This is a genomic window from Pseudomonas sp. BO3-4, assembly GCF_034044115.1.
Taxonomy (GTDB): Bacteria; Pseudomonadota; Gammaproteobacteria; order Pseudomonadales; family Pseudomonadaceae; genus Aquipseudomonas; species Aquipseudomonas alloputida.
Map to the genome: position 1 here is coordinate 6,022,168 of NZ_CP139018.1, position 13,632 is coordinate 6,035,799.

General features: G+C 61.8%; 12 protein-coding genes. 1 reads left to right on the forward strand and 11 read right to left on the reverse strand.

Translation table 11 applies throughout. The annotated features are described in order from the left end of the window. Positions 1-193 precede the first annotated feature (193 nt). The 8 genes from REH59_RS27495 to REH59_RS27530 form a co-directional block, all read right to left on the reverse strand. The gene (locus tag REH59_RS27495; RefSeq protein ID WP_003248965.1) at positions 194-1,183 is read right to left on the reverse strand and encodes a sulfate/molybdate ABC transporter ATP-binding protein; all 990 of its coding nucleotides are present in this window, start codon (positions 1,181-1,183) and stop codon (positions 194-196) included. A 3-nt stretch (positions 1,184-1,186) separates the two neighbouring features. Beyond that, positions 1,187-2,059 carry a sulfate ABC transporter permease subunit CysW gene (gene cysW, locus REH59_RS27500; RefSeq protein ID WP_004575843.1) on the reverse strand — a complete coding sequence of 291 codons (873 nt, stop codon included), beginning with the start codon at positions 2,057-2,059 and terminating at the stop codon, positions 1,187-1,189. Positions 2,060-2,070: 11 nt separating this feature from the next. After that, the gene (gene cysT / locus REH59_RS27505; protein WP_010955699.1) at positions 2,071-2,889 is read right to left on the reverse strand and encodes a sulfate ABC transporter permease subunit CysT; all 819 of its coding nucleotides are present in this window, start codon (positions 2,887-2,889) and stop codon (positions 2,071-2,073) included. Between the two features lie 185 nt (positions 2,890-3,074). Then, positions 3,075-4,082 carry a sulfate ABC transporter substrate-binding protein gene (locus REH59_RS27510; RefSeq protein ID WP_003248959.1) on the reverse strand — a complete coding sequence of 336 codons (1,008 nt, stop codon included), beginning with the start codon at positions 4,080-4,082 and terminating at the stop codon, positions 3,075-3,077. A 50-nt stretch (positions 4,083-4,132) separates the two neighbouring features. After that, on the reverse strand, positions 4,133-4,315 hold the full coding sequence (gene oscA / locus REH59_RS27515) for a sulfur starvation response protein OscA (protein WP_003248957.1): 183 nt from the start codon (positions 4,313-4,315) through the stop codon (positions 4,133-4,135). 233 nt (positions 4,316-4,548) lie between these two features. Further along, positions 4,549-7,602: an efflux RND transporter permease subunit gene (locus REH59_RS27520; protein ID WP_014861362.1), complete on the reverse strand. Its 3,054-nt coding sequence runs from the start codon at positions 7,600-7,602 to the stop codon at positions 4,549-4,551. Beyond that, positions 7,599-8,666 carry an efflux RND transporter periplasmic adaptor subunit gene (locus REH59_RS27525; RefSeq protein ID WP_012054039.1) on the reverse strand — a complete coding sequence of 356 codons (1,068 nt, stop codon included), beginning with the start codon at positions 8,664-8,666 and terminating at the stop codon, positions 7,599-7,601. The genes REH59_RS27520 and REH59_RS27525 overlap by 4 nt, the downstream gene beginning before the upstream one ends. Then, on the reverse strand, positions 8,663-9,751 hold the full coding sequence (locus REH59_RS27530) for an efflux RND transporter periplasmic adaptor subunit (protein ID WP_014861361.1): 1,089 nt from the start codon (positions 9,749-9,751) through the stop codon (positions 8,663-8,665). The genes REH59_RS27525 and REH59_RS27530 overlap by 4 nt, the downstream gene beginning before the upstream one ends. 315 nt (positions 9,752-10,066) lie before the next feature. On the opposite strand from REH59_RS27530, the gene REH59_RS27535 reads away from it, so the two are divergent. After that, a complete protein-coding gene (locus tag REH59_RS27535; protein WP_012054041.1) occupies positions 10,067-10,522 on the forward strand; it encodes an REP-associated tyrosine transposase in 456 nt (151 codons plus the stop codon). Between the two features lie 106 nt (positions 10,523-10,628). On the opposite strand, the gene REH59_RS27540 is transcribed toward REH59_RS27535, so the two are convergent. The 3 genes from REH59_RS27540 to potA are packed head-to-tail and all read right to left on the reverse strand — an operon-like array spanning position 10,629 to position 13,578. Beyond that, positions 10,629-11,522, reverse strand: a complete 894-nt coding sequence (locus REH59_RS27540) for an ABC transporter permease subunit (protein ID WP_016712586.1) — start codon at positions 11,520-11,522, stop codon at positions 10,629-10,631. After that, entirely contained in the window at positions 11,519-12,439 is a 921-nt protein-coding gene (locus REH59_RS27545) for an ABC transporter permease subunit (protein WP_003253736.1), read from the reverse strand. Before REH59_RS27545 ends, REH59_RS27540 begins: the two co-directional genes overlap by 4 nt. Further along, positions 12,436-13,578, reverse strand: coding sequence for a polyamine ABC transporter ATP-binding protein (potA, locus tag REH59_RS27550; RefSeq protein ID WP_003253733.1), 1,143 nt, complete (start codon positions 13,576-13,578; stop codon positions 12,436-12,438). The genes REH59_RS27545 and potA overlap by 4 nt, the downstream gene beginning before the upstream one ends. Positions 13,579-13,632 lie beyond the last annotated feature (54 nt).

Consider the following 13,632-nt stretch of genomic DNA (forward strand, 5'->3'; position numbering starts at 1 on the left):
GTTTGCGTGCTTGGAGACAAGTATAGGGAGGGCGAAATATTCGTAAAGGAATAAGAAGATATTTATTAATACCCATAGGGCATAACAAGTGCGCTACCGCCACTCGCTTGTAAAAGGCTGTAAAGCTGCCCTGTCAAACGTTCAGGCAAGAAAAACCCGGGACCATGCCCGGGCTCTCTTTTCCTTGTGCGACTCAGATATCCGCCACCTTCTGCCATACCTTCGGCCGGAAGAACAACGTCTCTCCCCGCGCCAGCCCGGTCAGGCTGTCATGGTCTTTCACCACCTCGGCCTCGATCAGCTCGCTCTGCCCTTCCACCTTCAAGGTCACCCGCGTGGTCGCGCCCAACGGCCGAATGTCGCGCACCTCGGCCGCATGGTGCCCTTCGGTCTCATGCCGCGACAGCGACACCTCGTGCGGGCGAAACAGCACGTGATGCCCTTCGCTCAAGGCCAGGCGGTTGGAGTCACCGAGGAAGTGGTAGACGAAATCGTTGGCCGGCTGATCGTACACCTCACCCGGCGAGCCGATCTGCTCGATCACGCCCTTGTTCATGACCACGATGCGGTCGGCTACTTCCATGGCTTCTTCCTGGTCGTGGGTAACGAACACCGACGTCAGGTTGATATCCTCGTGCAGCCGCGCCAGCCAGCGCCGCAGCTCTTTTCGCACCTTGGCATCCAGCGCACCGAATGGCTCGTCCAGCAGCAGCACCTTCGGCTCCACCGCCAGGGCACGGGCCAGGGCGATACGCTGACGCTGGCCACCGGAAAGCTGCTCGGGGTAGCGGTCGGACAGCCAGTCCAGTTGCACCATGTTCAGCAGCTCATGCACCTTCTCGGCAATCTTGCTCTCGCTTGGGCGCTCGCCCTTGGGCTTCATGCGCAGGCCGAAAGCAACGTTGTCGAACACGCTCATGTGGCGGAACAGCGCGTAGTGCTGGAACACGAACCCGACGTTACGGTCACGCACGTCATGGCCGGAAACGTCCTCGCCATGGAACACGATGTTGCCCTGGTCCGGGGTTTCCAGGCCGGCAATGATGCGCAGCAGGGTGGTCTTGCCACAGCCGGACGGGCCGAGCAGAGCCACCAGCTCGCCGCTGTTGATGTCCAGGTTGATTGCGTTCAGGGCCTGGAAGCTGTTGAAGCGCTTGCTGACGTTACGAACTTCGATCGACATGAATCATTCCTCCGCGGCGCTATGGCGCAGGCGGTTAATACGGTTCTCGCTCCACTGCTTGAGCAGCAGGATGAAGAGCGCCAGGATCAGCAACAGGCTGGCCACGCTGAAGGCTGCGACGTGGTTGTACTCGTTGTAGAGAATCTCCACATGCAGCGGCAAGGTGTTGGTCACGCCACGGATGTGGCCCGACACCACCGACACCGCACCGAACTCGCCCATGGCCCGCGCGGTACATAGCACCACGCCGTAGATCAGCCCCCATTTGATGTTCGGCAGGGTCACGTGCCAGAACATCTGCCAGCCGTTGGCACCGAGCAGCCGTGCAGCCTCCTCCTCCTGCGTGCCTTGCTCCTGCATCAGCGGGATCAGCTCACGGGCCACGAACGGTACGGTAACGAAAATGGTCGCCAGGACAATGCCCGGCAGGGCGAACACGATCTGGATATCGTGGTCCTGCAGCCACGGACCGAACAGGCCTTGCGCGCCGAACATCAGCACGTAGACCAGGCCGGCGATCACGGGTGACACCGAGAACGGCAGGTCGATCAGGGTGACCAGGATGCTCTTGCCACGGAAGGTGTACTTGCTCACGCACCAGGCAGCGCTTACGCCAAATACCAGGTTCAGCGGCACCGAGATAACCACGGCGAGCAGGGTCAGCTTCAGCGCCGACAACGCATCGGGTTCGAAGATCGCCTCGAAGAAGGTGCCAAAACCGTTCTTCAGCGCCTGCGATACCACGATCACCAGCGGCAGCAGCAGGAACAGGGCGAACACCAGCCAGCCAAGGCCGATCAGGATACGCCGTGACGTGGCGCTGCCACGGCGGGCGGCGTTGGCTGCGGCACTTGCACTCAGGGATGAACTGGACATGCCGGCCTCCTTCAAGGGGTTTCGATGCGGCGCTGCAGCAGGTTGATCAGCAGCAGCAGGATGAAGGAAACCACCAGCATCAACACGCCGATGGCGGTCGCGCCGGTGTAGTCGTACTGGTCGAGCTTGACCATAATCAGCAGCGGCAGGATCTCGGTCTTCATCGGCATGTTGCCAGCAATGAAGATCACCGAACCATACTCGCCCACGCCACGGGCGAAGGCCAGGGCAAAGCCGGTGAGCCATGCCGGCAGCAGGGCCGGCGCCAGGATGTGGCGGAACACCTGCAATGGCTTGGCCCCCAGGCAGGCTGCGGCCTCTTCCACTTCACGCGGGATGTCGGCCAGTACCGGCTGCACCGTGCGCACCACGAACGGCAGGGTGACGAAGGTCAGTGCCAGGGTGATGCCCAGCGGGGTATAGGCGATCTTGAAGCCCAGGTCGGTGGCGAACTGGCCGACCCAGCCCTGCGGCGCGTACAGGGCAGTCAGGGCGATACCGGCAACCGCGGTGGGCAAGGCGAACGGCAGGTCGATCATCGCATCGATGATCTTGCGCCCAGGGAAGGTGTAACGCACCAGCACCCAAGCCAGCAGGGTACCGATCACACCGTTGATGATGGCGGCGAACAGGGCGGTGCCGAAGCTCAGCTTGAGCGCAGCGATCACCCGCGGCGCACTGATGATGTTCCAGAACTGCTCGAAGGTCAGCTGCGAGGCATGGATGAACATGGCCGCCAGCGGTATCAGCACGATCAGGCTGAGGTACACCAAGGTGTAGCCCAGCGTCAGCCCGAAGCCGGGTATGACGGGGGAGATGCGACGCGACATAAATATCCCTGGTTGAACGCACTAAGCCCGGAAACAATCCCGGGCCGGTGCAAGCTTTTGTATCCTGGGGCTGCTTGGCAGCCCATTCGCGACACAAGGCCGCTCCCACAGGGGACGATGGTTCCTTGTGGGGGCGGCCTTGTGCCGCGAATGGGCCGTAACGCTGCCCCGCGTTCCTTTGGCCCTTACTGTGCCTGATAGATCTGGTCGAACACACCGCCATCATTGAAGAATTTCGGTTGTGCAGTCTTCCACCCACCAAAGTCCTTGTCGATGGTCACCAGGTCCAGTTTCGGGAACTGCTTGCCGAACTCCGCAGCGACTTTCTCGTCACGCGGGCGGTAGAAGTTCTCGGCGGCAATCTTCTGCCCGGCCGGGCTGTACAGGTGCTTGAGGTATTCGGTGGCAATCTCGGTATTGCCCTTCTTCTCGGCGTTCTTGTCGACCACGGCCACTGGCGGCTCGGCCAGGATCGACAGCGACGGCACGACGATGTCGAACTTGTCGGCACCCCCGTCTTCCTTCAGGGCCAGGAAGGCCTCGTTTTCCCAGGCCAGCAACACGTCGCCCTGGCCATTGTTGACGAAGGTGATGGTCGAACCACGGGCGCCGGTATCCAACACCGGTACATGCTTGAACAGCTCCTGCACATAGGCCTTGGCCTTCTCTTCGCTACCGCCGGCCTTCAAGCCGTACGCCCATGCTGCGAGGAAGTTCCAGCGCGCACCGCCGGAGGTTTTCGGGTTCGGGGTGATGACCGACACGTCCTTCTTGATCAGGTCGCCCCAGTCCTTGATGCCTTTCGGGTTGCCCTTGCGCACCAGGAACACGATGGTCGAGGTGTACGGGGTGCTGGCGTCAGGCAGGCGGGTCTGCCAGTTCTCGGGCAGTGTCTTGCCAAGCTTGGCCACTTCGTCGATGTCACCGGCCAGGGCCAGGGTCACCACGTCAGCGCGCAGGCCGTCGATCACCGCACGGGCCTGCTTGCCCGACCCCCCATGGGATTGCTGGATTTTCACCTTGTCACCCGGATGGGCCTGTTGCCAGTGTTTGATGAACTCAGCGTTGTACTGCTGGTACAGCTCACGGGTCGGGTCGTAGGACACGTTGAGCAGTTCGTAGTCCTTGGCGATGGCGGAACCGGCAAAAACAGCACTGGCCAGAGCGGCGAGCGCATAACGGCGGATGGACATGGTGAAGCTCCCGATTGGCATTTTTCTAGTTTTGGATGTTGTGGCGCCGATCAGCCGGGCTTGTTGCCGGGCTGTTGCAGGCGGAACTTCTCCTTGCGCTCGATCTGTACGACCTGAGCGTTGTGCACGGTGATCTCCACCGCACCGAAACGCAGGTCGCGCAAGGCGCTCTGGATTTCACGCAAGATGGTGGCTTCGTCCTGACCGTCGATGCTACGCAGAGATGCACTCATGCTCGTTCTCCTTGGAGTGAGGGCGCCGGGCAGAGGTTTGAAGGGGATTTGCGCCTGGCTTGAGGGCAATAGTAGTGAGGCGGGATTATTCTTAAAAATACTGTTTAAGAATTTTTATATAACCATTTAAAAGCACACGCCCCTTGTAGGAGCGGGTTTACCCGCGAATACGGTGGTCGATGCACCATCGCATTCGCGGGTAAACCCGCTCCTACAAGGGGCCATATGGGCCTTCAGGCGTGTTTCTGCGGCTCGCGGATCTTGTACCAGGCCACGTACAGCGCCGGCAGGAACAGCAGCGTCAGCAAGGTCGCCACGATGATCCCGCCAATCATGGCGTAGGCCATGGGGCCCCAGAACACCTCGCGTGCAATCGGGATCATGCCCAGGCTCGCCGCCGCCGCGGTCAGCAGGATCGGCCGGCGCCGATGGTTGGTGGCCTCCACCACCGCATCCCACGGCGACAGGCCCTGGGCTTCGAACTCGTCGATCTGGGTCACCAGGATCACCGAGTTACGAATGATGATGCCCGCCAGCGCAAGGATGCCGAGGATCGCCACAAAGCCCATCGGCGTACCCGTAGGCACCAGCGCCAACACCACGCCAATCAGCCCCAGCGGCGCCACGCTGACCACCAGGAACAGCTTCTGCACGCTGTGCAACTGGATCATCAGGAAGGTCGCCATGAGGAACAGCATCAGTGGGATGACCTTGGCGATCGGCCCCTGGGCCTTGCTGCTTTCTTCAACCGTACCCCCCGTGGCCACTTCGTAACCGACCGGCAGCTTGCTGGCGAACTCGTCAATTTTTGGCTTCAGCTGGGCCACCAGGTCAGTGGGCTGGATCTCGCCATTGACTGAGGCCTTGATGGTGATGGTCGGCTTGCGGTCGCGGCGCCACACCAGCGGCTGTTCCAGTTCGTAGCGCACGGTGGCGAACGACAGCAGCGGGATCGACGTGCCGTTAGGGGTAAGAATTTGCAGGTTCTGCAGGGTATCAGGCGAGCCACGTTCGCTGTCTTCGGCGCGCGCGACCACATCGACCAGGTAGATGTTGTCGTTGACCTGGGTGATCTGCACGCCACTGACGATGCTGTTCATCACATTGGCAACATCTTCGGACGACAGCCCCAGCTGGCGTGCCTTGTCCTGGGCAATTTCCACGCGCAGCACCTTACCCGGCTCGTTCCAGTCGTAGATCATCTCGCCGATGTGCTCGTTCTGGTCGAGCAAGGTGGCCAGCTCGATGGCGTGTTTGCGCACCTGGTCGATGTCGGCACCGCTGACCCGGTACTGGATCGGCCGGCCTACCGGCGGGCCCATCTCCAGCGATTGCACGTTGGTGCCGACGCCGACGAACTCTTCGTGCAGGATCTTCCGCAGGCGGTCCATCATGGCCTGACGCTCTTCGAAGCCCTTGCTGACAATCACCAACTGCGCGTAGTAAGGGTTCTGCAACTGCTGATCGAGGGGCAGGTAGAAGCGGATCGCGCCCTGGCCGATGTAGGTACTCCAGTGCACCAGGTCCGGGTCGTCCTTGATCCGTGCCTCGAAGCGGTCGACCACCTTGCGCGTCTCCTCGATCGAGGCGTTCTGCGGCAGGTTGAGGTCGACGAGAATTTCCGGGCGGTCCGAGGACGGGAAAAACTGGTTCTGCACAAAACGCATGCAGAAGATCGCCAGGGCAAACAGCACCACGGTGCCGATGATGGTCAACCAGCGGTTGCGCATGCACCACAGCAACCCGCCTTCAAATGCCCGCCCGACCCGGCCAGGCTCAGCCTCGTGAGCCTTGAGCTTGTCGCCTTTGAGAATATGCACGCCAAGCACCGGCGCGAAGAACACAGCCACCACCCACGACACGATCAGGGCCACGGCAATCACCGCGAACAGGGTGAAGGTGTATTCACCCGCAGAGCTGGCGTTGAGGCCGATAGGCACGAACCCGGCCACGGTCACCAAGGTGCCGGTAAGCATGGGGAAGGCTGTGGAGGTGTAGGCGAACGTCGCTGCCTGCTCCTTGCTTTCACCCATTTCCAGCCGCGTGACCATCACCTCCACGGTAATCATCGCATCGTCCACCAGCAGGCCAAGTGCAATGATCAGCGCACCCAGCGAAATCCGCTGCATGGTGATGCCGCTGTACTCCATGAATACGAACACCATGGCCAGCACCAGTGGGATCGAGCAGGCCACCACCAGCCCGGCGCGCACGCCAAGACTGACAAAGCTCACGGCCAGCACGATCACCACCGCCTCGAACAGCGCGCTGGTGAAACCGCCGACCGCCTGCTTGACCACCACGGCCTGGTCAGAAACGGTGTGTACACCGACACCCACCGGCAGATCCTGGACCACCTGGTCCATGCGCTTTTTCAACGCCGCACCGAACACTTGGATGTTGCCGCCGGCCTTCATGCCGATGGCGAGGCCAAGGGCTGTCTGGCCGTTGTAACGGAACATTGGCGAAGGCGGGTCGACGTAACCGCGCTCGATGTCGGCGATATCGGCCAGGCGGAAGAAGCGGTCGTTGATCCTCAAGTTGACGGTTTGCAGGTCTTTTTCCGAGGCAAACTGCCCGGACGTGCGCACCGAGATGCGCTCCGGGCCGGCCTCGATCATGCCGGCCGGCGTCACCGCATTCTGTGCTTGAAGTGCCTGCATTACCTGGCGCTGGTCAATGCCCAGGGCAGCCAGCTTGCGGGTGGAGAAGTTCAGGTAAAGCACTTCGTCCTGGGTGCCGACCAGCTCGATCTTGCCGATGTTGGGTACATCACGGACCTCGGCCCTTGCCTGTTCCACGTAGTCCCGCAGTTGGCGCAGCGTCAGGCCGTCGGCGGTAAAGGCATAGATCGAACCGAACACATCACCGAATTCGTCGTTGAAGCCCGGCCCCTGGATACCGGCAGGAAATTCGCCACGAATGTCCTGGATCTTCTTGCGCACCTGGTACCAGATTTCCGGGATGTCCTTGGCCTTGGTGGTGTCGCGAAGGTACACGTAGACCGTGGACTCGCCGGGGCGGGTGTAGCTTTTGGTGTAGTCGAGTGAATCGAGTTCCTCGAGCTTCTTCTCGATACGGTCGGTGACCTGGTAGAGGGTTTCGTCCTGGGTCGCACCGGGCCAGCGGGTCTGGATGACCATGGTTTTGATGGTGAACGACGGGTCTTCCTCACGGCCCAGGTTGAAGTAGGAGAAAATCCCCATCAACAGGCCAACGAACATCAGATACCAGACGAACGATTGATGCTTGAGCGCCCAGTCGGACAGGTTGAAGCTTCCTTTCATTGCGCATCCTCGTCGAAGATGACCTTCTGGCCAGGCTTGAGGCTGTTGACGCCGGCAGTGACCACACGCTCACCGGGCTGCACGCCGGCGCTCAGTACGATGCTGTCATCGGTGCGGTCGATCAGCGCCACGTCACGGGTGGCCACGGTCTTGTGCTGCGTATCGATCACCCACACCTGGGTCTTGCCGTCGCGCTCGAGCAAGGCACTCAAGGGCAGTTCGCTGCGCGGGGACACTTCCGAGCTAAGGGTCACACTGATGGCGGTGCCAAGGTGAAAGGCCGCCGGTGTGCTGGCCAGGGTCAGGCGAGCACGGCGGGTCCGGGTGGTGGCATCGGCCTGGGGCTCCAGTTCGCGCAGGCTGGCCGTGGTGTTGATGGTCGGGTCCAGTTGCGAAGCAACGGTGAAGGTCAGGCCTTTGCTCAACTGCTCGGCCAGATCGATCGGCAGGTCGATTACCGCTTCTTTCACGTCCGGCCGGGCCAGGGTCACCACGGCTTGCCCGGCGGTAACGGTTTGCCCGGCTTCGGCCTGCCACGCGGTAATCACGGCAGCGTGGTCGGTACGCAGGGTGCTGTAGTCGAGCTGGTCGCGGGCCTGGCTGACGGCGGAGCGTGCCTGCTCCAACGCCGCGCTGGTGGTTTTCAGGTTGGTCTGGGCAATATCCAGCTGTGCCTGGGCGCCTACCCCACGGTCATACAACTGCTGCTGGCGACGGGCATCGGCCTGGGCGTTGATCCACTGTGCCTGCACCTTGGCCAGATCGCCTTCGGCGGCGCGCAGCTGGTTCTGCTGGTCGGTGGGGTCCAGGGTGGCCAAGGTGTCGCCCGGTTTCACCTGGGCGCCCACGTCCAGCCAGCGCCGGGCAATGCGCCCGGAAACCCGGAAGCCCAAGGTGCTTTCGAAGCGCGCCTGGATACTGCCGGCGAAGCGGCCCAGCTGCGACTGCACCTGGGGTTCGACCTTGACCGACAGCACGGGCCGGATCGCCTCTGGTGCCTCTTCTTCGCTACTGCAACCGACCAGCAGCACCCCGGCCGACAGCATCAGCAGCAGACGCTTCATAGCTCACCCCCTGGGCCCTTGGCGTCGACCTTCTGTACCTGCATGCCGGGGTGCAGCAACTGGCCGCCATTGACCACTACGGTCTCGCCGGCTTTCAGGCCGCTGGCGACCACGATCTTGCCGGTGAGGTAACGGCGGATTTTGACTTTGCGCAGTTCCACCTTGTCGCCCTCGCCCACCACCCACACGGCAGGCTCATGCAAGGCCTTGGTCAGCGCCGACCACGGCAGCTCGATGCTGGGCCGGCCCTGGGCATTGGTGGTGGCAGTAACCGGTGCCCCCAATTGCATCCCGGGCGGCACGTCCTTGAGCCCCACCTTGACCTGCACGGTGCCGCTTTGCGCCGACACGGTGGGGGTTATTTCGCGCACGAAGCCACGGGCCTGGACCTTGGGATCGTCCAGCAGGCTCACGACTACCCCGGCATCGCTGGGCGGCGCCACCAGCAGCGACTCGTAGACGTTGAACACCGCATCGCGGTCGCCATCGACGGCCAGGCTGAAGATCGGCATGGTCGCCTGCACCACTTGGCCAACCTCGGCCTGGCGCTCGGTGATGACCCCGGCGGCCTCGGAGACCAGTGCGGTGTAGCTGAGCTGCTCGTTGGCATTGGCCAGTTGCGCCTGGGCGGCCTTGAGTGCGCTCTGATTGCTGCGCAGCGCGGCCTCGGCAGCATCGTACTCGCTCTGGCTGGTGTAGCCCTTGGGCAGCAGTTTTTGCTGGCGCACGAAGGCCGCACTGGTCTGGGTGACCCGCGCCTGCGCGGCGAATACTTCGGCCTTGGCCGAGTCGACATTGTTCTGCAGGTCTTTCGGGTCAAGCCGGGCCAGCACCTGGTTGGCCTTGACGTGATCGCCTACGTCGACGCTACGCGAAATGATCTTGCCGCCGACGCGGAATGACAAATCGGTCTGCACCCGTGCCTGTACGTCGCCGGTCAGGGTGACCCTGGCAGCGAAATCGGTGGGTTGTACCTGCTGCACCCCCACCCGAGGCAGCGTCTTGGGGACCTCTTCCTTGCTACAGCCGGTGAGCATGTACAACAACACCAGACAGATGACCGACAGCGGACGCATCAACGCCATGCTGGCTCCTTGCTTGCGCACAAATGATTTGTGGGATGCGACTGTGAGCGTAGTTCAGGGTTCGATAAACATCACTGGCGGGGGCCATGCTGGCATTTTTGGTGCCTGTGGGGGCCTCTTCGCGGGCACGCCCGCTCCCACAGAGAGAGCGCACTATTTGAGACCTGCGCGGTACCTGTGGGAGCGGGCGAGCCCGCGAAGAGGCCTCCACAGCCAGGTATCAGTATCTGCCATATCCAGAAACCATCGGTCTTCTGCCATCCCCGCTCCAACCGCTACCTTTCACGGGGAGGCTCACATTCAAGGAAGATCAAAATGCCGTTAGCCGAATCCCACCGACTGCGCCGCGGGCGCTTCTCCGAGCCTGGCAGGCTCTACATGCTGACCACCATCACGCATCAACGCAAACCACTGTTCCGCGACTTCCACCATGCCCGTCTGGTGGTCAAACACCTTCGGGTCTCAGATGACATTCAGGACTGCCAATCGTTGGCCTGGGTAGTGATGCCGGACCATCTGCATTGGCTGATCGAGCTGAAAGAAGTGACATTGGGAACGCTGATGCGCAAGTTCAAATCACGCACAGCGATTGCCTTGCGCAAGGCCGGTGTCGGGCACAAGCCGATATGGCAATCGGGTTACCAGGACCATGCGCTGCGGCGCGAAGAGTGTGTGGTTCATGTAGCCCGGTACATTGTTGCCAATCCCTTGAGGGCTGGATTGGTCAGAAGTATCAGGGACTATCCACATTGGGATGCGGTATGGCTTTGAATCGGTGCTGGAGCCTTCGCGGGCATGCCCGCTCCCACAGGGCTCACCACAACCCTGAAGGCTGTGAGGTCCCTGTGGGAGCGGGCGTGCCCGCGAAAGGGCCAGGTCAGGCCGACGCAGCCACCTGCGCCGGGCGCTTGACCTGCGGCTGCGAAGCGTTGGCTGCAGCACCCTCTTCGATCGCCTGCTGAATCGCCTTGCGACGACGCTCTTCGGCCTGGCGGCTGAAGTACCAGACGAAGAAGGTCACCAGCGATACCGACAGCAAGATCAGGCTGGCCACGGCGTTGATCTCCGGTTTCACACCCAGACGCACCGCCGAGAACACTTCCATCGGCAAGGTGGTCGAGCCAGGCCCGGAGACGAAGCTGGCCAGTACCAGGTCGTCCAGCGACAGGGCGAACGACATCATGCCGCCCGCCGCCAGCGATGGCGCGATCATCGGGATGGTGATCAGGAAGAACACCTTCCACGGCTTGGCACCCAGGTCCATCGCCGCTTCCTCGATCGACAGGTCCAGCTCACGCAGGCGAGCCGACACCACCACCGCCACATACGCCGCACAGAACGTTGTATGGGCGATCCAGATGGTGACGATACCCCGCTCCTGCGGCCAGCCGATCATCTGCGCCATGGCCACGAACAGCAGCAACAGCGACAGACCGGTGATCACTTCGGGCATTACCAGCGGCGCAGTGACCAGGCCACCGAACAGCGTGCGCCCCTTGAAGCGGGTGACGCGGGTCAGCACGAAGGCCGCCAGGGTACCCAGCGCCACTGCCGCCACCGCCGTGTAGCAGGCGATTTCCAGCGAGCGCATCACCGAACCCATCAGCTGGGTGTTGTCGAGCAGGCCGACGTACCATTTGATCGACCAGCCGCCCCACACCGTCACCAGCTTGGAGGCGTTGAACGAGTAGATCACCAGGATCAACATCGGCAGGTAGATGAACAGCAAGCCGAGCACCAGCATCAGCTTGGAGAAACTGAAGCGTTTCATGCGCGGCCCTCCATCTCTTTGGCCTGGCTACGGTTGAACAGCAGGATCGGCACGATCAGGATCGCCAGCATCACCACTGCCAGGGCGGATGCCACCGGCCAGTCACGGTTGTTGAAGAACTCCTGCCACAGCACTTTACCGATCATCAGGGTTTCCGGGCCGCCGAGCAGTTCCGGGATCACGAACTCGCCCACCACCGGGATGAACACCAGCATGCAGCCGGCGATGATGCCGTTTTTCGACAGCGGTACCGTAATCTTCCAGAAGCTGTTGAAGGTGCTCGAACCCAGGTCGGAGGCAGCTTCGAGCAGGCTCGGATCATGCTTCACCAGGTTGGCGAACAGCGGCAGGATCATGAACGGCAGGTACGAATAGACCACGCCGATGTAGACCGCCAGGTTGGTGTTGAGGATCTGCAACGGCTGGTCGATCAACCCGGTCCACAGGAGGAAACCGTTGAGCAGGCCGTTGTTGCTGAGGATACCCATCCAGGCATAGACGCGGATCAGGATCGCGGTCCAGGTTGGCATCATGATCAGCAACAGCAGGACCGTCTGGGTCTCCTTCTTGGCGTTGGCAATGGCGTAGGCCATCGGGAAGCCGATCAGCAGGCACAGCAGGGTGCTGAAGAACGCCATCTTCAACGAACCCAGGTAGGCCGAGAGGTACAGCTCATCCTCGGTCAACAGCCCGTAGTTGGCCAGGTTGAGGACCAGCTGGATCTTGTCTTCGACGTAGGTGTAGATCTCGGTATACGGCGGGATTGCCACATCAGCTTCGGCAAAACTGATCTTCAGGACGATGAAGAACGGCAGCATGAAGAACAGGAACAGCCAGATGAACGGCACGCCGATCACCAAGTGCCGCCCCTCCGGGACCAGACGCTGGAAGGCTCGCTTGAGCTTGCGCAGTTTCATGACCGCAGTACCACGCCGCTGTCGTCTTCCCACCATACGTACACTTCATCGCCCCAGGTAGGACGGGTACCTTGGCGCTCGGCGTTGGCAACGAACGACTGCACGATCTTGCCGCTCGGCAGCTCCACATAGAACACCGAGTGGCCGCCCAGGTAGGCAATGTCGTGGATCTTGCCGCGCGACCAGTTGTGCTCGCAGGTTGGCTGCTGGGTGGTGACCAGCATCTTTTCCGGGCGCAGGGCGTAGGTGATGTGCTTGTCTTCCACCGAGGTGGTGATGCCGTGGCCCACATAGATCTTGCGCTCCAGCTCCGGGCTGGCAATGATCGCGTAGCCTTCGGCGTCGTCGACCACGTCACCTTCGAACAGGTTGACGTTACCGATGAACTCGCACACCAGGCGGCTGGTAGGTGTCTCGTAGATGTCCACTGGCGAGCCGATCTGGGCGATCCAGCCCAGGTGCATGATCGCGATGCGCTGGGCCATGGTCATGGCCTCTTCCTGGTCGTGGGTCACCATCACGCAGGTTACACCCACGCGCTCGATGATCTCGACCAGCTCCAGCTGCATCTGCGAACGCAGTTTCTTGTCCAGTGCACCCATCGGCTCGTCGAGCAGCAGCAGTTTGGGGCGCTTGGCCAGCGAGCGGGCCAACGCCACACGCTGACGCTGGCCGCCCGACAACTGGTGCGGCTTGCGCTTGGCGTACTGGGTCATGTGCACCAGCTTGAGCATCTCGGCCACGCGGGCATCGATCTCGGCCTTGGGCATCTTGTCCTGCTGCAGGCCGAAGGCGATGTTCTGCGCCACGGTCATGTGCGGGAACAGCGCGTAGGACTGGAACATCATGTTGATCGGCCGCTCGTACGGCGGCATGTCGGTGATGTCGACGCCATCGAGGAAGATCCGCCCTTCGGACGGGCGCTCGAAGCCGGCCAGCATGCGCAGCAAGGTGGACTTGCCGGAACCGGAGCCGCCCAGCAGGGCAAAGATCTCGCCCTTGCGGATTTCCAGGGACACATCGTCCACGGCTACCGTTTCGTCGAACTTTTTCGTGACCCGGTCGATCTTGACCAGCACCTGCTTGGGTTGCTGGCCACCCTCGAGGGCTTTTTTATAGGCACCGGAGGCAACTGCCATGAGTGAAACTCCCAACAAGATTTTTGTGCCCGCGTGGCCTGTTCTACGGTGCCG

What these genes read in the sequence shown, in the direction of transcription:
- REH59_RS27495 (WP_003248965.1), bottom strand. Translation starts at nt 1,183, where the DNA reads ATGTCGATCGAAGTTCGTAACGTCAGCAAGCGCTTCAACAGCTTCCAG.
- cysW (WP_004575843.1), bottom strand. Translation starts at nt 2,059, where the DNA reads ATGTCCAGTTCATCCCTGAGTGCAAGTGCCGCAGCCAACGCCGCCCGC.
- cysT (WP_010955699.1), bottom strand. Translation starts at nt 2,889, where the DNA reads ATGTCGCGTCGCATCTCCCCCGTCATACCCGGCTTCGGGCTGACGCTG.
- REH59_RS27510 (WP_003248959.1), bottom strand. Translation starts at nt 4,082, where the DNA reads ATGTCCATCCGCCGTTATGCGCTCGCCGCTCTGGCCAGTGCTGTTTTT.
- oscA (WP_003248957.1), bottom strand. Translation starts at nt 4,315, where the DNA reads ATGAGTGCATCTCTGCGTAGCATCGACGGTCAGGACGAAGCCACCATC.
- REH59_RS27520 (WP_014861362.1), bottom strand. Translation starts at nt 7,602, where the DNA reads ATGAAAGGAAGCTTCAACCTGTCCGACTGGGCGCTCAAGCATCAATCG.
- REH59_RS27525 (WP_012054039.1), bottom strand. Translation starts at nt 8,666, where the DNA reads ATGAAGCGTCTGCTGCTGATGCTGTCGGCCGGGGTGCTGCTGGTCGGT.
- REH59_RS27530 (WP_014861361.1), bottom strand. Translation starts at nt 9,751, where the DNA reads ATGGCGTTGATGCGTCCGCTGTCGGTCATCTGTCTGGTGTTGTTGTAC.
- REH59_RS27535 (WP_012054041.1), top strand. Translation starts at nt 10,067, where the DNA reads ATGCCGTTAGCCGAATCCCACCGACTGCGCCGCGGGCGCTTCTCCGAG.
- REH59_RS27540 (WP_016712586.1), bottom strand. Translation starts at nt 11,522, where the DNA reads ATGAAACGCTTCAGTTTCTCCAAGCTGATGCTGGTGCTCGGCTTGCTG.
- REH59_RS27545 (WP_003253736.1), bottom strand. Translation starts at nt 12,439, where the DNA reads ATGAAACTGCGCAAGCTCAAGCGAGCCTTCCAGCGTCTGGTCCCGGAG.
- potA (WP_003253733.1), bottom strand. Translation starts at nt 13,578, where the DNA reads ATGGCAGTTGCCTCCGGTGCCTATAAAAAAGCCCTCGAGGGTGGCCAG.